Here is a 17,817-nt window from a genome sequence, read left to right on the forward strand (position 1 = left end):
TTGTTCCTCTAGACTAATCATCACCCGGTACGTACAGTTGGGAATATGCAATCCGCACCGCCTCGGTCGCTTCTTCAAGTCTGCGTTCAATGTGGTGGCGCATGGTTCGCGAGGCGGTATCTGCATCTCTCGCCAGCATCGCGTTGAGTACAATTCTATGGGCGGAAAGCTGTGCCTTCTCGTGGTTTGAAACCGGACTTTTTCCGCGCAGGCTTTTTAGGTCGATCAAGCGGATATAGCGCATGCGATCATTGATATTGGCCAGAGTGCGTTGCAGCTCTTCATTTTGGGAAAGTGCTGCAACTTTCATATGGTAAGTTTCGTCCATACGCAGCAATTCCAACGGATCCTCGCAGTTATCGTAGTCTGGCTCGGTGGCATCCAGATAGTCTTGCACCGCGCGAATGTCGGCATCCGCAGCACGCTTACAGGCAAGGCGCACTATCTCGGTTTCAACCGCCACGCGAGCCTCGTAAAGATCCATGATCCGAGCAGGGCTGAGAGGACGGCAGAAAAACCCTTTTCCGCTTTGGAAGCGTAGAAAGCCTTCAGCTACAAGCCTGTTTAGTGCTTCTCGCAGGGGAGTTCGGCTCGCGCCAAGCTCTGTGGATAAAGCGCTTTCGTTTATTCGAGCGTCCGGCTTGAACTCAAAATTTGCCGCCATTTTCCGTAGTTTTTCGTAGACTCTGTCCACGTTGCTATCGGTCTTGCTCATCTGGAAATCCGATCTATTTGCTGCGCAATTGGCTTTAAATACCGCTTCTAATCTCTCGTTTTCGCTTGCAACAATACAATCTAATTGACTTGCGCTCAATACTGAATAATCATCTGTATACAGATTGGAGTTCAGCCGAGTCTTCAGCATGGAAAGGTCGCAAGGTGTTCAACACCGTGCAGGTGAGCGAGTGGTACAAAATGTGATTGGCAGCAGGTGCAATGCGGTAGCCATAGGCAATGCGATAAAAGAATAGGGGGTTACGCGCAGTGGCGAGTTAGAAGTACCGCGCGGTACCCCTAGATATTTGCAGATAGTCACACCCGTTTCTCCGCACCCCACATGCCTAGAATGTATAGCCTCGACTAACCAAAAGACAAGCAACGCACCAGTACAGCGCTGGATGGGATAAGAATGATGAATACCGAACAAAAAATTATCGGGATGGACCTTTGGCACTTGCAACTCCCTGTAAACGCCAGACGCGACCATGGAATTGGTTCAGTAGAACATGTTGTTGATGTTGTTGTGTTGCGTTTGACCGCAGAAGGTGGGGAACATGGCTATGGTGAAGCATCCCCATGGTCTGTCTTCACAGGCTCTGCGGAAGCGTCCTTCGCTGCGCTTGATCGCTACATCCGCCCGCTGGTTGTCGGGCGCGAGATTGGTGCTCGCGCTGCGATTATGAAGGATGCGCAAAAAGCAGTTGCCCACTGCACAGAAGCTAAGGCAGCTCTGGAAACCGCTCTACTTGATTTGCAAGGACGCATTGCCGGATTGCCAATTTGGGCTTTGCTGGGAGGCAAATGCCGCGACACGATCCCTCTGTCTTGTTCAATCGCGGATCCAGACTTTGAGCGTGATCTGGCACTAATGGAACGCTTGAAGAATGACGGTGTTCGGGTGATCAAGCTGAAAACTGGCTTCAAAGGTCATGCCTATGATATGATGCGGTTGGAGCGGCTGCGCAAAGATTATCCTGAGTTTGCTATTCGCGTTGATTACAATCAGGGTCTGCACCACGATGATGCGGTCCGCTGCGTGCAAGATGTTGCAAGCTTTAATCCGGATTTTATTGAACAGCCTGTAGCGCACCACCTTCGTCCTCTCATGGCGAAGATAAGAGACTCAATCGATGTACCTCTGCTGGCTGACGAAAGCATCTTTGGCCCCGAAGACATGCAGATGGCAATTAATTTGGGAATTGCGGATGGGGTCTCTGTCAAGATTATGAAAACTGGGGGGTTAACTAGGGCGCAAACGGTCGCACGCATGGCGTCATCTGTCGGAATGAGTGCCTATGGTGGTGACATGTTCGAAGCGGGAATAGCGCATCTTGCCGGAACACACATGATTGCGGCAACGCCGGAGATTTCGTTGGGCTGCGAGTTCTACCAAGCATCCTATTTCCTCGTAGAGGATGTATTGGAAAGCCCGTTTGAGGTGAAAGACGGCCAAGTAATCGTGCCAAAAACACCGGGTCTTGGCGGGCACCCTTCATTGGAAGTGCTTGAGAAATATGCTGTAAACAAAAAGTTTTCGGGGTGAAGATGAGCTCGAAGAAGGTTGTGGTTGTTGGGGCAGGCATCATAGTTGCCTCAACTGCCCTATGGCTTGCCCGCGCCGGGCACCGTGTCACCTTGATTGATCGCGATGAACCGGGAATGGGCGCATCCTATGGCAATGCAGGGGTGCTTGCTGCCTGTTCTGTTGCGCCGGTGACGGCCCCCGGCCTAGCGCTTAAGGGACTAAAACTGCTGCTTGACCCCAATTTTCCTTTGTTTCTTCGCTGGGGGTATCTGCCAAGGCTTGCAGGATGGCTGATGCGATATCTCTCCCATGCAAATGACAGGGATACGCGCAGGATTGCAAAAGGGCTAACACCACTGGTTGCTGATGCGCTAGAGCAGCATAAAGCACTGGTGAAAGGCACAAGGGCAGAGCGTTGGCTGCAGCAGAGCACATATAGCTTTGCCTATAAGGATCGTCAGGCGTTCGAGGCCGACGCCTATACGTGGGAGCTTCGCCGTATTGCCGGCTTTCAGCCTACGCTGATTGAAGGAGATGAGCTGCGCCAGCATGAACCTTCGCTGAGTAAGGACATTGGATTACTGGCGCAACTGCGCGATCATGGCTACATCAGCAACCCTGCCGCTTATACTGCAGATATAATTGAGACATTGCGAGAGCTGGGCGGGAAGTTCGTTCAAGACGATGTGCAGGATTTTGAACTGGCGGCTGGTAAAATCTCCAAGGTGCTTGGCAAGTGCGAAATCTATACTTGCGATGCTGCCGTTGTTTGCTCAGGCGTTTTTTCCAAGTCGCTGATGCACAAGCTAGGCTTGAATGTGCCGCTTGAGGCGGAGCGTGGCTACCACATTGTCTTTAAAGACCCGAGCTGCAAGCCAAATCAACCCATTATGGTTGCCTCTGGCAAGTTTGTTGCAACCCCGATGGAAGAGGGGCTGCGCTGCGCGGGTGTTGTGGAATTTGGCGGCACACAAGCTGGTCCTTCCACGGCGCCGTTAAAGCTGCTGCGCAAGAAGGTCAAAGAAAGCTTTCCTAAATTGTCAGCTTCGAGCGAAGAGGAGTGGCTTGGCTTTCGACCCGCGCCAACAGACAGCTTGCCTCTTATCGGCGAGCTCAAAAATACCGGCATCTACACCGCTTTTGGGCATCACCATATTGGCCTAACGGCTGGCCCGAAAACTGGGCGCCTGGTTGCAGATCTTATCTCCGGCCAGCGCTCCAATAATGATTTAAGACCCTACGATCCAACGAGATTTCAATAAGGGGCAGACTTTTCAGAGGAGAGAAAAATGAAAAAAACAGCTTTACTTACATCGCTTAGCGCAACAGCCATGATCTTGGGCGCAACCGTTGCTTCCGCCGAGACTTGGGATTTGCCAATGGCCTATTCCGGCTCGAACTTCCATTCTGTTACTGGTGCTGAATTCGGCAAATGTGTAACAACCGGGACCGGTGGGGAAATCACTGTTAAGACCCATCCGGGTGGCTCCTTGTTTAAAGGCTCTGAGATCAAGCGTGCCGTACAAACCGGTATGGTGCCAATTGGGGAGCGCCTGCTTTCTGGTCACCAGAACGAAGATGCCTTGTTTGGCATTGATTCTGTTCCATTCCTTGCGACGTCCTATGAAAGTGCAGACAAACTTTGGAACGCCGCAAAGCCGGAGATGGAAAAACTGCTTGCAGAGCAAAACCTGACCTTGCTCTACTCAGTACTATGGCCAGCACAGGGGCTTTACTTCAAAAATGAGGTAAAGACACCTGAAGATATGAAGGGCGTCGCATTCCGTTCTTACAACACAGCTTCTGCTCGTATGACCGAGCTGCTTGGCATGCGCAATGTTTCAATTGAGGCAGCTGAAATTTCGCAGGCATTTGCAATGGGTGTTGCAGAGGGCATGGTCTCTTCCGGCGCAACCGGATATGGCCGTAAAGTATGGGAAACACTAAATTATTTCTATTCTGTAGATGCATGGCTGCCACGTAACTACATGTTGGTGAATTCTGAAGTTTGGGCAGGTGTTTCTGAAAGCAACAAAGCTGTTGTGAAAGCATGTGCTGACTTTGCCGAGTATGCAGGCACTTGGCGCTCGAAAGAATACACCAGCTTTACCCTGCAGGGTCTGCGTGATGGCGGTATGACTGTAGAAGGCCCATCGCCTGAGCTAAAAGCAAAGGTTGATGAAGTCGGTGAAATCATGACTTCTGAATGGCTGGAGCAAGCCGGCGAAAAAGGTAAGGCGATTGTTGATGCCTACCTAGCATCCAAGTAATATCTCAGGTTTGTCGGGGTGATATAGTCACCTCGGCGGCTTTTGTGGGAGGGAATAATGGCGCTACTTCACGCGCTGCGTCGTGGCTTGAATGGTGTCTACATTCTGTCGGGAGTGCTGGCTGCTCTTTGCCTGATTGTCATTTTAGGTTTGATTGTAATGCAAATGCTGGCCCGCTGGACTGGAGAGGTTTTTCCAGGTGCAGCCGAGTATGCTGGATATGCGATGGCCGCATCCAGTTTTTTGGCGTTTGCCAGTGCACTTAATCAGAACTCGCATATTCGCGTGTCCATATTGCATCATATGGTGCATCCAAAAATGCAGCGGATCTTGGAGATTTGGTGTTTTTCAATTGGTGCCGCTACTGCGTGGTACTTTGCCTATTACGCGCAGCGCTTTGTCATGTGGTCTTGGAAATTTAACGAACTTAGCCAAGGTCAGGACAGAACCCCGCTTTGGATACCTCAAGGCCTTATGCTGGTTGGTGTCGTCATATTCGCTATTGCCCTAACGGACCACCTTATCAGGATAGTTTTGCACCCGAAGCACCGCTTGGGGCCTGATATGGATGACGTGCTGAACGGAGAATAACAATGGAAAACATCAGCATTATCATCCTTTTTTTGTTTGTGATGTTCACCCTCTTGGGCACAGGCGTCTGGGTTGGTTTGGCCTTGATGGGTGTTGCGTGGGTTGGCATGGAGCTGTTTACCACACGCCCTGTCGGCGATGTGATGATTACCACTATTTGGTCGGCCTCCTCCTCATGGACACTCACCGCGCTACCGCTGTTTATTTGGATGGGCGAAATCCTCTATCGCACCAGATTGTCGGAGGATATGTTTAAAGGCCTCGCGCCTTGGATGGCGCGCCTTCCCGGCGGCTTGGTACATACTAATATTGTTGGTTGTACAGTGTTTGCTGCTGTGTCCGGTTCTTCAGCGGCGACACTGACGACCGTTGGAAAAATGTCCATTCCAGAGCTTCGCAAACGTAACTACCCCGAAAAGATGATCATCGGCACGCTGGCTGGTGCATCTACGCTCGGTTTGATGATCCCGCCGTCTTTGACACTCATTGTCTACGGCGTAACCATAAACGAGAGCATCTCCAAGCTGTTTTTCGCTGGGATTTTACCAGGTATTATTTTGGCGGGCATGTTTATGGCCTATGTTGCTGTGACATCGCGGGTTTCAATAAGCTGGAACCCGGCGGAGGAGCCGAAGCTCAGTTTCCTGCAAAAGGTTGCGAACACGCGTTTTTTGATGCCGGTTATAGTGTTAATTCTGGTGGTCATCGGCTCGATGCATTTTGGTTTTGCAACTGCAACCGAAGCGGCGGCTTTCGGGGTGATTGGTAGTTTGATCCTTGCAGCAACCCAAGGCTCGTTGAGTTGGAAGAGTTTTACCAGCAGCTTGATGGGCGCGACTTACACCTCTGCAATGATTTCGCTTATTCTTGCTGGTGCTGCGTTTCTGTCGCTATCGATGGGCTTTACCGGGCTGCCACGCGGGCTTGCAGACATTATCGCCTCGCTTGAACTATCAAAATTCGAACTGATATTAGCACTTCTGCTTTTCTACATTATCCTAGGCATGTTTCTTGACGGCATTTCCTCGGTTGTGCTGACTATGGCGGTCGTTGAGCCAATGATCCGGCAAGCGGGAATTGACCTGATCTGGTTCGGCATCTTTATTGTGGTGGTGGTAGAGATGGCGCAGATTACGCCGCCAATCGGCTTTAATCTGTATGTGCTGCAAGGGATGACCAATCACCAGATGGGCTTTATCGCAAGAGCCGCGTTCCCGATGTTTGTCATTATGGTGGTGATGGTATTTGTCTTGATCGCGTTCCCGGAGATAGCGACTTGGTTGCCGGACAATATCCGCAGCCGACCAAGCTAGAGGTTTGAATTGCAGCGCGCGATCCAGTTTCGCGCGCTGTTGTTTGTTCAGGAGAGGTAAACCAAGCGGGCATTTGGGTAAGAGCCAACTACGCGTTTTGCCTCCTGCGGCTGCATGAGACAGCAGCCTGTTGAAAGACCGTCTGCCAGAGCAGCTGAGGAGGCGGAAACGCTGACGAGCCGCTCACCATGTGCTGGCAAGCCACTTTGTGGGTTGAGGATATGGCTTTGCCCATAGCGCGCATCAATACGTGTGCCCTGTAGTCCAGAAGTGGCAATTGCCATATCTATCAGCTCTGCGTTCGCAACAATGTTGCCATTTGCGTTTTGTACGCCCGCGCGCCAAGTGGCCCCGTCCCCCTTTGATCCTAGAGCGTAGATCTCGCCTGTTTCGACCAACGCATGGCGAACACCGTTTTCACGCAGCAGCTTGCTGACCTTGTCCGCGATGAAACCCTGAGCAATGCCATTGAGAGTCATTGCCATGCCTTTGCGGGCAAAGCTGATGCTGCTTGCGTCGTAACGAAGCATGTCAAAGCCGACCAAGGCTTGTGCATCATGGATCTGGTGTTGGCTTGGCCGCTGCTCCCTAACCGAGTGGTTTGCGTAGAGTTGCCAAAGCGCTTGAATTGTTGGGTCAAACAAGCCGCCTGTCGCCTTGTGCACTTGGCTACATAGCTGGAGCAGCTCTAGAAATTCCAGTGGCGGTGCCTCCAAAACACCCTTTGCATTGAGCCGAGAGAGCGAGCTATCTACCCGGTATAAGCTGAAGATGCGCTCGAGCCGCGTGATTTCTTGCTGCGCCATCCTCAGAAATTCGCGGGCCTGGGGATGGTCGATACGCATGTATGCCTCGGCTCCCAATGCAACACCGCGCCAGCTGTTGTCTTGCGTGTTTGACAAAGCCCGCGCGACCCCCGGCAATGCAGCAAATGCGCTAACGCCGGCAAGAATTTTTATAAATCTACGCCGCTTCATAGCTGCTCTCCTTCAAAAAGCATAACCTCGCCAAGCACAGATTGGGCTGGGATCTCCGCCAAGGCCATGACTTTGCCGCCCTTACGTTTTGCGTAAGCTTGTGCGGCGTCCTCGCTGCTGAAGGGTACGATTTCCGGCGCACCCATTCCGCCGCTTTGCTTGGCGCCTACGACAAATTTTGCTGTGCTTGCAAGGGTCCAATTGTCATCTCCCGGTGCATCCCAGCTAGGCGCTTTGCCCATGTCCGACACATAAATGGCGAGGACGTCGCCCGGCCGTTCCTCTGACTTGATAAAGGCGATAGCATCTCGGACCTGAGCAAAGAACAATGGGGCGGGTGCGCCTGCAAGGTGTATCTGTGCTTTGGGGCCGGGGTGTTCCAATACGTTCATTTGGCAATAGAAACTCAAGGCTTCTTCACTCAGGGCAACCGGCGCTGGTGGGCTGGTTGCTTTTTGCGGGCCGCCGCCGCATGCTGCCACTGTTAGAGCTAGTAGAAGTGTCACAAAGAAGTGCCTCATGGCTCTACCCTCCGCATAGCAAAGGCGGCAAGGCCAAGTGCGGCCAGCGGCCATGCTAAAAGCGAAACCATTGGCGCATAACTGCGGGCCAAATCTGCTGAAACGAAACCGGACGCCAACTCAGCTGCCTGCCCTGTTGGCAAGGTTACAAGGCGGAAGGCATCTGCAGGGTTTGCGATAAGCAACCATGGAAAGAAGTCTTGCGTAAAAGCACCGTCAGCTCCCGAAAGCACCAGACCTGCGAGAAGAGCAACATCGTAGAGGACTACAAAAACAAGCCAGATTCCGATCGCGTAACCTGCCGCGGCGCCCGCGCCTTTTGCCCAAGCAGACAGCGCATATCCAAGACCTAAAAATGCTGCGCCAAGCAACAACCCGCCGATGGTCAATTTGAGCACGAGCAGCAGGCTGGCTGTACTCACTGTCCCTAGCGCAAGGCAAACCGCAATCGCGGCGCCATAGCCCAGAACAAGTGCAACGCCTAGTGCAAGAAGGTGCGCAAGCAGCTTGCCGATCACCAAGGAAGTCCGCGGCGCAGGGTAACTTAACACTAGAGCTAGCGTGCCGCGGTCCACCTCCCCCGCAATAGCATCGAAAGAAAGCAGCAGTGCAATTAACGGCACGATGTAAACAGACAGTGTGGCAAGGCTGGCGCTGGCCGCTGTTAGCATATCTACGCCAAGCGCCCCAGTGGCACCTGAGCCGAGCACTGTTAGCGACACGGCAAACAGCACCATCATCGCGACGGTTGCGCGCAACAGGTTATTTCGCCGTGAAATCCGAAACTCGCAGGCCGCAATGGCCAAGATAGAGTTCATAGGATGGCCTCCTTGCTATAGTGGCGGTAAAGATCATCCAGATGTGGCGGGATAATATCCATATCGTGCAGGCTCTCGCCCAAGCTAGTAAGCTCGCTGAGGAGCGCCATTTTCTGGGTGGGGCGGCAGCTTATTTCAAAGCGTTCATCGGATACTTTTAGGGCGGAGAATTTTTCTGTGAGAACGTTATGAATTGAGGTACAGGCGCTGATACGTAGCTTCATTGGTAGGTCTGCTTTGCGACGCAGCACTTCCAGCTTGTCATCGACAACCAGCTTGCCCTTGCGCAGAATTACGATGCGGTCCGTCTTTGCTTCCAGTTCTGTCAGCGCGTGTGATGAGATAAGAACAGCGCTGCCAGCAGCGGCCAGCTCATCAACTATGCCGTAGAAATCCCCGCGAGCGATAGGATCAAGACCGCTCGTTGGTTCGTCCAGAATGGCAAGGCGCGGCTTTGAGAGCAACACCTGAGCCAGACCCAGCTTTTGCCGCATGCCTTTGGAGTAGGTGCCGACCCGGCGCTGACCGGCTTCGCCAAGACCAACGCGATCGAGCAAAGCGCTAATGTTTTCGCGGGTTTTTTTAAGAGTGCCAAACATGCGCAAGACTTCAGCACCGGTCAGGGCAGGGTGGAAGCTGACATTCTCTGGCAGATAGGCTGTGCAGTTGCGCGCATGGGCGCTGCCGGGGCGCGCGCCGTCTACCTCTATTTCACCCGCCGCGAGGGGTAGCAGTCCGAGGCTGGCTTTCATCAAGGTTGTTTTGCCAGCACCGTTATGGCCGATAAGCGCCACCTTCTCGCCAGATCTAACATGGAGAGACAACTGGCTTAAGGTTTCGATTTTTCCGCGGCGCACACAGGCGTCTTTAACGATCAAGCTCATTGGATAGCCTCCATTGCTTTGGGCTCCACGGGGCGAACTAAGGGATGGCGGTCTATCACGCCACCGGGCAACGTCGCAGGAAAAGCGCGCTGAGCCCATCGCACCAACTGCACCGCGGGGCTGCCAAGCAGCAGCTTGGCCGAAGGTTGGGTCCAAAGGATGTGGTCTATGGCGTCGTTCGGGCGGTAAGGAGTGTCTGCAAAGCCATCATTATCCAGATCAAACGCTGCGTGATCTGACCAGTAATTGCCAATGCCCTCGGCGCTCCAGTCTACCCATTTGCTGCCAACATATTTCACCTGCTGCCGATTGCCGATAAAGGCGTTGTCGGAAATGGTGTTCTTTTCAGAACCCGCGGTGAAATGGATACCGATGTCATTTCCTTCAAACCGATTGCCAGAGATGGTGTTCTTATGGGCGTTGTAGATAAAAAGGGCGCGCCCTTTAATGCCAAAAATGTAGTTTCCCATGACCGTACCTGCATTGGCGTAGTTCAACATAATGCCTTGGTCACGATCATTGTAGGACAGGTTGTTCTCTACCCGCACACCCTTGGAGAACATGATGGCGTAACCCAGATGGTTGCCAATGGATACGTTATCTGAGACAACAGAGTCCTGCGTGTACATGTAGTGCACTGCAAAGCGCAGATCGCGGAACGTATTGTGAGTGAACAAGTTGCGCTTGGAGGTGTTGGTAAAGATCCCGTCACGGCCATAGCGCACCTTGTTGTAGGAAACTTCCGCACCGGGAGCGTTCCATACATAGACCCCGTTGCCACGGCTGTTCATACGGTGATCTTGCCGGCCAATTATCGTGTTGCGAAGCACTTTGGCATCCTGCGCGCCGTGCACATCAACCCCGTACAAATTTCCGGTAAGGTGGTTGCCTTCTACTCTCGCACCGCGTGCTTTTTTGGTGAGCTGTATGCCTGAGTCTATTGTTTCGTGTGAATTGCCCGAGCCACTTATCTCGCAGCCGCTCACAGCCGTTTCAGGCGCATCAAGCGTGATGACAGATCCGTTCCCATTGCCTTGAATTTTTGCGCCAGCTTCGCATGCTATTTGCATTGGGCGGTTTAGCACAACAGGCCCGGGGTAAACACCAGCGGCGAGGCGAAGCACCCCGTCGCTCGTGGTTGCGTTTATTTGCTGTTGTAGTGCGCCCACGCCTTCCGTTTGCCCTATTGTCTCTGCGTTTACTGATTGGGCAAACGCAAGGAGACTAAGAGGAAACGCAATGCGAAACAGAAGGCGTGGCAGCATATACTAGGCTCCTTCAGGCTCGACAAACATGCGGCCGCGCATTTCCATGTGCAGTGCATGGCAGAACCACTGACAGTAGAACCAGTGTACGCCCGGACGATCTGCCGTAAAGGTGACAGAGGCGGTTGCTTGCGGTGCCAGCTCCATTGAAATGCCGTAGTTGCCGAGAGTGAAGCCGTGGGTCAGATCGTCGATATCATCAATATTGGTGACATAGACGGTGACTTCGTCGCCTTGCTTCACAGTAAAGGTTTCTAGGCCGAAGGCAGGTGCCATAGAGGTCATATAGACCCGCACCTTGTTTCCGTCTCGAATAACAACACTGTCATTCTCAAGGTCCACGCCATCAGCTCTTGCCTGAGCAACAGCATCGGCAAAGACAGGGTCATCTCGGCGCCATGCATTATCTGGGTTCACAACGTCGCGGCGGACGAGAATACAGTCGTGCGGTTCGGCAAATGTCGGCCCATCATGCACCACCTTCATGTCGTCGCTGGAGATGTCGATCACCTGTTCGTTCTCCGGCTTCAGTGGACCAACATTGATAAAGCGGTCCTTGGAGAATTTGTTGAGGGAGATCAGCCACTCGCCATCTGCTTCTTTGGTTTCACCCATGGTGGAGTGGTTGTGGCCCGGTTGGTAGTGTACGTCCACTTTGGAAACAATCGGGTCAACGTCCTCGCCCGCAAATTTGCGAATGGCTTTGTCGATGTCCCATTTCACCATCTGGCTATCGAGGAACAACGTGGTGTAAGCAAAGCCCTTACCGTCAAACGCTGTGTGGAGAGGACCAAGACCAAGCTCGGGCTCTGCCACAACAACAGAACGCGGATCCACATCACTTTCAAACAGAGCATCAAATTTTGTTACGTCCAAAACCGAGCAGGTTGGCGAGAGCTTACCGTTGACGACAACGTGCTTTTGGTCTGGAACTGTGTTGATGCCATGTGGGCTGTTCGGAATTGGCACGTAGCGGGTGTATTTCTTGTTAGAACCTTTGCGGCCATCAATGACAGGTACGCCGTTGAGCTCTTGATAGTCCCCTTCTTTCACGGCGCGCTCGATTTCGGCGATGTTGAAGACCACCACATGGTCCATCTCTGCCGAAGTCATGTCTGCAAGGGTCATACCCATCTCGGAGTTGTAGCTCGTTGAGAAGGCATACTTACCTTGGTAATCACAATCGCAGTTATCGAGATTGCCCGAGACCATCACCTGCCATGCGATTTCCATTGTATCGCCGTCGATCGCGGTGAAAATGTTTACGTATTGGCTAGGGTCATCGAGGATTTTGCCGTCGTTTACCAGCGGTGCTTCATGCTCGCCATTGGCAAAGACATAGCCGGTGCGAGGGTATTTTTGCGGGCGCAGGCCGTGAATATCATGCGCATTTGGAATTTCGATGATCTTGTCGCATTTCATCACATCGCAGCGTACGCGGGCGACGCGGGTGTTGGCCTTGTCGTTCATAAACAGATAGCGGCCATCATAGGTGCCGTCGGTGAACGACATGTGCGGGTGGTGCAGATCGCCGTTGTCGTAGGTTTTTTTGCCCTGTTTTGCGAGGAACTCTTTTGTTTCCGGCAGCAGGCCCTCAGTGAGGATCTTCAGGCTCTCATTGGTCTGTCCCCAGCCAGTGGCGGAACAGCGGTTAAACACCGGCACGCGCATAAGCTCGCGCATGGAAGGGAAGCCGAGGATGCGCATCTCACCGGTTTGACCAGAGGACCAGAAGCCGTAGTACGGATCCAGTTCACCGGGTGCCAGCTCTACTTTACGTCCGCCAACGGTTGCCGCTTTCGCAGAACCCATTGAGCCAGCCAGGCCGCCAGCGCCGCCCAGCATTGCCAAACCGCCACCAGCAGCGGTTGCTCCGAGCATTTGCCGGCGGCTCAGGCCTTCTTGTTTGGTCTTGTTCATTTTCTCACCCATGTCGTCTCCCCTTCTTTAAGGTCAGGATGTAACGGTAGTTTTTCGAGAAGTGTCAGGCTTTGCCGAAGCGGCAAGATGTGCGCGGCGTTTCATCCTTTTGATGACCACGGGGCATTTCTTGTCGCAGTTGTACAGCACTTGGCAGTGCATACAGTTGACACATTCATTCGGATTGATTTCACCTGTTGGGTGAATGGCTTGCACGGGGCATTCATTGCCGCAGGTCTGGCAGGGGCGGCCACATTCCGGGTAGCGCTTCAACCAGTCGAACATGCGCATTCTGGCAGGGATGGCGAGCGCGCCGCCGAGCGGGCATAGGTAGCGGCAGTAAAACCGGTCGATAAACAGGCCGGGCGCAAGCACGAGCAAAGCAAAGAGTACAAACGGCCAACTGCGATCGAATTTCAGGATGATCGCGGTTTTAAATGGTTCGACCTCCGCCAGTCGTTCTGCCCATGGCATGGAAACCAGCGAGATACCAAAAAGCACAAGGAAAATGATGTATTTCAGCGCCCAAAGGCGTTCATGTAGGCCGAAAGGCAGCTGCCATTGCGGGACCTTGAAAAATCGCGCTGTTTTGTTCAGCAGTTCTTGCAGCGCGCCGAAGGGGCAGAGCCAGCCACAGTAGGCTCCTCGGCCCCAGAAAATCAGAGCCGCTGCCACAGAAAACCACAGGATGAAAGTAAGTGGCTCCATAAGGAAGGCATCCCATGTGAAGCCTGTGGTTAGGCTGCCTGCAAGTGCCATTAGATTGACGACCGAGAGTTGGGCGTTTGCGTACCAACCGAGAAACACGAGGGTAGCACTTAAGAACGCGACACGGAACCAGTAGGTAACGCGGGCGGAGCGAGCCAGATAGTTCTGGAAGAAGAATGCCAGAGTCAGCACGCCGAGCATGAGCAGAACACCGGCAATCTCGACCCGCTTTTGCAACCAAACCCGTTTCCATAGAGCCTGTTTTGCTTGTTGTTCGCTTTGGTCGGCTTGTGCGATTGCTGGGTGACTATCAGTCGCTGCAGGTACAGCCACTGGCTTTGTAAAGTGTTTTGGCAACCGATACCCTAGATCAAAGGTAACAAAACTTTTGTCGATTGCGCCGACGCGTCTTTGCACCAGCAATTGCAGTCGCCATGGTTGGGTTGGGTCAAACTCCGAACCAGCCTTGATCTTGAAAAGGTCCATCTCGGTAAAACTTGGCGCACCCTGGGCGCCAATAACGCCGACGCGCTTGTGTACCTTGTCGCGAAAACGGAAGCTATTGTCGCCTTGAACCAGCTGGATGCGGTCAAATATGCCGCCGCGCACATAGCCAGAGCCTTTAAAAGAATAGCGCCCTCGACCGGCGATCAGAAAAGCGTGTTCGCCGGGCTTTAGCCATTTTTGCATGCTGGCATAGTCGTTCTTGCCAAGCAGAGCCTTGCCAATTGCAGGAATGCTGACGGGAGCGGCCACCATGTCGATAAATCGGTCTGTATCTGGGCCTTTTTCCGGGCGCTTGATCGCCCGTTCATCTCCGCTCTGTTCAAAAGCCTGATTAACCTGCGCGACATCAAGGCTTAAGCGGCGAACCGTGCCATCACCGGTTAGATCGCCCCAATCCGCCTCTGCGGTGGCCTGCGGATCAATCTCGAAGCGTTGCGCCTGTACCGTTTTCTTGAGCCCGCCAAGGCCAAGTGCACGCGCTACCTTGAGGCCAGAGCGGATAATTGAGTCATCGATTACGATGATCGTTACAGTCGCTCCGGAAATGATATCCAGATCGTGGCTTTCCCCCCCCGATGCCGCTTCCTTGACGAGATCAACGCCAACGAAAGACTGGGTGAGCTTTATGATTTTCTCGTTCGGGATCCCGACCAGCACGATAGGCTCTGAATGCTCTACCAGTTCAGCGCCAAGGATTTTCGCATTGTCGTCAATCGCAACCAATGTGTGGATTGGCTTTCCCGAATAGCCGGTTGTGCCAACAAAATCCGACGTGAGCCACGCCCAACCAATGCGCTGGCCTGATTTCATTATTGGGGCGACTGGGATGTCATCTCGCACTTTTCCGTAGGAATCGGCAGTGGCGACCAATTGACTGGCGGGGGTTTTTTGCAAAAAACTCTGTAAAAGCGGACTGGCGGATGCCACGGCCGTTAGGCTTGCCAGCACCAAGCTGAGTAACGCAACGAGCCGAATTAGGCTCTTAATACTGGGTAGTCCGCTACACATTCCCATGGGCTCCTAGGGCAAGCCAAAGATGCGGACAATTAGTGGGTCTAAATTTCTTTTGGTCTTTGATGAAACGCAAACTAATCTCGCAAGAGAACTATCTGTTCAAAAGGATCCAAGAAAAGTCATATATTACAATAGGTTGATTAAATACATTTTTGATGGTTGTTTTTAGACATTTCATCCACATTGGGTCCCTTGCGTGATGTATGTCACGATGCTCGCGGGCGTATCACAAAATGCAACTTGATTTTTATGGCGGACTCACCGTCCTGAGCTACGCGCGTCAAATTAAAAGATGGATAAAGTCCGCCTTTGAAAACGGGTGTTTCCTCACCCAAAAAGTTGGTTGAGCAGCCTCTAGTACAATAGTCTTTCCTACGTAAGTAGACTTGATTAGATCCGCAAAATTGTATCAATCTTTTTAATTATTTTGGCACTCGAGATGCGTCGCTGCGGGATCCTCAAAAAACCTTGCACTGAATTCTATCAGTGAATGTGTACGTATCATCGGGCAGGGACTGCTTGGCAAAAGGGAACAAAGCAGCTGCTGCACTTGCCGCAAATGAAAGGAAGGAAGACAGGAATTCTCGAATGCTGTGCTTACGGCGGGAGGCCGCGGGAATAGCTTTCGTGAGATGACAACTGTTTGAGGCTGGGGGCGCATGCAGCAACCAGTCAGATTTCATCCGGGCTTTATGGGAGGAGACCAATGTCCGATAAACAATCCAATAACGCCTATTGGTCCGCCAATATGCGTATTATATCGATCAGCCTCGTTATTTGGGCGCTGGTCTCGTTCGGGTTTGGCATTTTGCTGCGCCCGATGCTCAGCGGCATTGCTGTTGGTGGCACTGATCTAGGCTTCTGGTTTGCTCAGCAAGGCTCCATTCTCGTCTTTTTGGGGATCATTTTCTATTACGCGTGGCGCATGAACCGTTTGGATCGTGAACACGGTGTGGATGAAGAGTAGGGGCGCTAAAGATCATGGATCAATTTACCATTAACTTGCTGTTTGTGGGTGGCTCATTCGCGCTTTACATCGGCATTGCAATCTGGGCCCGGGCGGGGTCCACCTCTGAGTTTTACGCCGCTGGTCGCGGTGTTCACCCTGTTACCAACGGTATGGCGACTGCGGCGGACTGGATGTCTGCAGCCTCGTTCATTTCCATGGCAGGCCTTATTGCGTTCACCGGCTATGACAACTCGTCGTTCCTCATGGGCTGGACAGGCGGCTACGTGCTGTTGGCGCTGTTGCTTGCGCCTTATCTGCGCAAGTTCGGCAAGTTCACCGTTTCTGAGTTTATCGGTGATCGCTTCTATAGCCAGACGGCGCGCATCGTAGCGGTTGTTTGCTTGATCGTGGCCTCAACCACCTACGTGATTGGCCAGATGACCGGCGTTGGCGTCGCTTTCGGTCGCTTCTTGGAAGTGGATAATACAACCGGCCTGCTAATCGGCGCCTGTGTTGTGTTTGCTTATGCTGTGTTTGGTGGCATGAAGGGCGTAACCTACACGCAGGTTGCCCAGTATGTGGTGCTGATTACCGCTTACACTATTCCGGCCATCTTTATCTCCATGCAGCTGACAGGTAATCCAATTCCGGGCCTTGGCCTGTTTGGCGATCACGTTGCCTCTGGCGAGCCGCTACTGGTAAAACTTGACCAAATCGTGGCTGAGTTGGGCTTTGCGTCTTACACCGAGAATCACCTTGATAAAACAAATATGGTGCTGTTCACGCTGTCCTTGATGATTGGTACTGCGGGTCTGCCACACGTGATTATGCGCTTCTTCACCGTGCCAAAAGTGTCTGATGCGCGTTGGTCCGCTGGCTGGGCGCTGGTGTTCATTGCGCTGCTTTACATCACAGCTCCGGCTGTTGGTGCCATGGCACGCCTCAACATCACTGAAATGATGTGGCCAAACGGTGGCATCAAGGGCGGTGCTGTTGCTGTAGAGCAAATCCAGAACGATCCAAAGTATGACTGGATGGACAACTGGCAGAAAACCGGTCTTCTGGATTGGGAAGACAAGAACGGCGATGGCAAAATCCAGTACTACAACGACAAAAATGCTGAAATGCAGGCTATGGCAGCTGAAAAAGGCTGGAGTGGTAACGAGCTGACCAAGTTCAACCGCGACATCCTCGTGCTGGCAAATCCGGAAATTGCCAATCTGCCGGGTTGGGTGATCGGTCTGGTCGCTGCTGGTGGCTTGGCTGCGGCGCTGTCAACGGCAGCTGGTTTGTTGCTGGCGATTTCTTCTGCGGTAAGTCACGACCTTATTAAGGGTGCGATTAAGCCAACCATTTCGGAAAAAGGCGAGTTGATGTCTGCCCGCGTGGCGATGGCTGTCGCAATTATTGTGGCGACATGGCTGGGCCTTAATCCTCCGGGCTTTGCGGCGCAGACGGTGGCACTGGCCTTTGGTCTTGCTGCGGCTTCCATCTTCCCGGCGCTGATGATGGGTATTTTCTCAACCCGCATCAACAACACCGGTGCGGTTTGGGGCATGCTCGCAGGTCTAACTGTAACGCTGCTGTACATTTTCCTGCACAAAGGTTGGTTCTTCATCCCAGGCACCAACAGCTTCACCGATGCTGACCCGCTGCTTGGCACCATCAAGTCCACCTCGTTTGGTGCAATTGGTGCTATGGTCAACTTTGCTGTTGCTTATGTTGTGGCTGGCATGTCCAAGGAAACTCCACAAGCGATTAAAGACCTTGTTGAGAGCGTGCGCATCCCTCGCGGTGCCGGCGCTGCGCAAGATCACTAATCAAATGAAACGGGT

Annotated in this window: 15 protein-coding genes; 7 read left to right on the plus strand and 8 right to left on the minus strand. The window is 52.8% G+C overall.

Annotated features, from left to right (window positions below; all coding sequences use genetic code 11):
- Positions 1-13: 13 nt before the first annotated feature.
- Positions 14-715: a GntR family transcriptional regulator gene (locus AYK82_RS00815; RefSeq protein WP_068310433.1), complete on the minus strand. Its 702-nt coding sequence runs from the start codon at positions 713-715 to the stop codon at positions 14-16.
- 414 nt (positions 716-1,129) lie between these two features.
- On the opposite strand from AYK82_RS00815, the gene AYK82_RS00820 reads away from it, so the two are divergent.
- From AYK82_RS00820 to AYK82_RS00840, 5 genes are read left to right on the plus strand one after another with little or no spacing between them, the layout of a single operon-like run.
- Positions 1,130-2,263 (plus strand): enolase C-terminal domain-like protein, encoded by a 1,134-nt coding sequence (locus AYK82_RS00820; RefSeq protein WP_068310347.1) that lies wholly within the window; start codon positions 1,130-1,132, stop codon positions 2,261-2,263.
- Positions 2,264-2,265: 2 nt separating this feature from the next.
- Positions 2,266-3,507, plus strand: a complete 1,242-nt coding sequence (locus AYK82_RS00825) for an NAD(P)/FAD-dependent oxidoreductase (RefSeq protein WP_068310349.1) — start codon at positions 2,266-2,268, stop codon at positions 3,505-3,507.
- A 27-nt stretch (positions 3,508-3,534) separates the two neighbouring features.
- Entirely contained in the window at positions 3,535-4,515 is a 981-nt protein-coding gene (locus tag AYK82_RS00830) for a TRAP transporter substrate-binding protein (protein WP_068310351.1), read from the plus strand.
- A 57-nt stretch (positions 4,516-4,572) separates the two neighbouring features.
- Entirely contained in the window at positions 4,573-5,106 is a 534-nt protein-coding gene (locus AYK82_RS00835; protein ID WP_068310353.1) for a TRAP transporter small permease, read from the plus strand.
- Between the two features lie 2 nt (positions 5,107-5,108).
- Positions 5,109-6,419 (plus strand): TRAP transporter large permease, encoded by a 1,311-nt coding sequence (locus AYK82_RS00840; RefSeq protein ID WP_068310355.1) that lies wholly within the window; start codon positions 5,109-5,111, stop codon positions 6,417-6,419.
- A 47-nt stretch (positions 6,420-6,466) separates the two neighbouring features.
- Here AYK82_RS00840 and AYK82_RS00845 read toward each other — a convergent pair whose 3' ends face one another.
- The 7 genes from AYK82_RS00845 to AYK82_RS00875 are packed head-to-tail and all read right to left on the minus strand — an operon-like array spanning position 6,467 to position 15,027.
- Positions 6,467-7,396: an FAD:protein FMN transferase gene (locus tag AYK82_RS00845; RefSeq protein ID WP_068310357.1), complete on the minus strand. Its 930-nt coding sequence runs from the start codon at positions 7,394-7,396 to the stop codon at positions 6,467-6,469.
- On the minus strand, positions 7,393-7,902 hold the full coding sequence (locus AYK82_RS00850; RefSeq protein WP_244265692.1) for a nitrous oxide reductase accessory protein NosL: 510 nt from the start codon (positions 7,900-7,902) through the stop codon (positions 7,393-7,395). The genes AYK82_RS00845 and AYK82_RS00850 overlap by 4 nt, the downstream gene beginning before the upstream one ends.
- A gap of 11 nt (positions 7,903-7,913) precedes the next feature.
- Positions 7,914-8,735: an ABC transporter permease gene (locus AYK82_RS00855; RefSeq protein ID WP_068310361.1), complete on the minus strand. Its 822-nt coding sequence runs from the start codon at positions 8,733-8,735 to the stop codon at positions 7,914-7,916.
- Positions 8,732-9,619: an ABC transporter ATP-binding protein gene (locus AYK82_RS00860; protein WP_068310363.1), complete on the minus strand. Its 888-nt coding sequence runs from the start codon at positions 9,617-9,619 to the stop codon at positions 8,732-8,734. Before AYK82_RS00860 ends, AYK82_RS00855 begins: the two co-directional genes overlap by 4 nt.
- Entirely contained in the window at positions 9,616-10,884 is a 1,269-nt protein-coding gene (locus tag AYK82_RS00865; protein WP_068310365.1) for a nitrous oxide reductase family maturation protein NosD, read from the minus strand. Before AYK82_RS00865 ends, AYK82_RS00860 begins: the two co-directional genes overlap by 4 nt.
- Positions 10,885-10,887: 3 nt before the next feature.
- Positions 10,888-12,816 carry a TAT-dependent nitrous-oxide reductase gene (gene nosZ, locus AYK82_RS00870; protein ID WP_068310367.1) on the minus strand — a complete coding sequence of 643 codons (1,929 nt, stop codon included), beginning with the start codon at positions 12,814-12,816 and terminating at the stop codon, positions 10,888-10,890.
- A gap of 21 nt (positions 12,817-12,837) precedes the next feature.
- Positions 12,838-15,027, minus strand: coding sequence for a NosR/NirI family protein (locus AYK82_RS00875; RefSeq protein ID WP_068310369.1), 2,190 nt, complete (start codon positions 15,025-15,027; stop codon positions 12,838-12,840).
- A 712-nt stretch (positions 15,028-15,739) separates the two neighbouring features.
- Here AYK82_RS00875 and AYK82_RS00880 point away from each other — a divergent pair.
- Entirely contained in the window at positions 15,740-16,000 is a 261-nt protein-coding gene (locus AYK82_RS00880; RefSeq protein ID WP_068310371.1) for a DUF4212 domain-containing protein, read from the plus strand.
- A gap of 14 nt (positions 16,001-16,014) precedes the next feature.
- Positions 16,015-17,802 (plus strand): sodium:solute symporter family protein, encoded by a 1,788-nt coding sequence (locus AYK82_RS00885; RefSeq protein ID WP_068310373.1) that lies wholly within the window; start codon positions 16,015-16,017, stop codon positions 17,800-17,802.
- Positions 17,803-17,817 lie beyond the last annotated feature (15 nt).

The sequence above is a fragment of the Polycladidibacter hongkongensis genome (genome assembly GCF_001561995.1).
Taxonomy (GTDB): domain Bacteria; phylum Pseudomonadota; class Alphaproteobacteria; order Rhizobiales; family Stappiaceae; genus Pseudovibrio; species Pseudovibrio hongkongensis.

What these genes read in the sequence shown, in the direction of transcription:
- AYK82_RS00815 (WP_068310433.1), bottom strand. Translation starts at nt 715, where the DNA reads ATGAGCAAGACCGATAGCAACGTGGACAGAGTCTACGAAAAACTACGG.
- AYK82_RS00820 (WP_068310347.1), top strand. Translation starts at nt 1,130, where the DNA reads ATGATGAATACCGAACAAAAAATTATCGGGATGGACCTTTGGCACTTG.
- AYK82_RS00825 (WP_068310349.1), top strand. Translation starts at nt 2,266, where the DNA reads ATGAGCTCGAAGAAGGTTGTGGTTGTTGGGGCAGGCATCATAGTTGCC.
- AYK82_RS00830 (WP_068310351.1), top strand. Translation starts at nt 3,535, where the DNA reads ATGAAAAAAACAGCTTTACTTACATCGCTTAGCGCAACAGCCATGATC.
- AYK82_RS00835 (WP_068310353.1), top strand. Translation starts at nt 4,573, where the DNA reads ATGGCGCTACTTCACGCGCTGCGTCGTGGCTTGAATGGTGTCTACATT.
- AYK82_RS00840 (WP_068310355.1), top strand. Translation starts at nt 5,109, where the DNA reads ATGGAAAACATCAGCATTATCATCCTTTTTTTGTTTGTGATGTTCACC.
- AYK82_RS00845 (WP_068310357.1), bottom strand. Translation starts at nt 7,396, where the DNA reads ATGAAGCGGCGTAGATTTATAAAAATTCTTGCCGGCGTTAGCGCATTT.
- AYK82_RS00855 (WP_068310361.1), bottom strand. Translation starts at nt 8,735, where the DNA reads ATGAACTCTATCTTGGCCATTGCGGCCTGCGAGTTTCGGATTTCACGG.
- AYK82_RS00860 (WP_068310363.1), bottom strand. Translation starts at nt 9,619, where the DNA reads ATGAGCTTGATCGTTAAAGACGCCTGTGTGCGCCGCGGAAAAATCGAA.
- AYK82_RS00865 (WP_068310365.1), bottom strand. Translation starts at nt 10,884, where the DNA reads ATGCTGCCACGCCTTCTGTTTCGCATTGCGTTTCCTCTTAGTCTCCTT.
- nosZ (WP_068310367.1), bottom strand. Translation starts at nt 12,816, where the DNA reads ATGGGTGAGAAAATGAACAAGACCAAACAAGAAGGCCTGAGCCGCCGG.
- AYK82_RS00875 (WP_068310369.1), bottom strand. Translation starts at nt 15,027, where the DNA reads ATGTGTAGCGGACTACCCAGTATTAAGAGCCTAATTCGGCTCGTTGCG.
- AYK82_RS00880 (WP_068310371.1), top strand. Translation starts at nt 15,740, where the DNA reads ATGTCCGATAAACAATCCAATAACGCCTATTGGTCCGCCAATATGCGT.
- AYK82_RS00885 (WP_068310373.1), top strand. Translation starts at nt 16,015, where the DNA reads ATGGATCAATTTACCATTAACTTGCTGTTTGTGGGTGGCTCATTCGCG.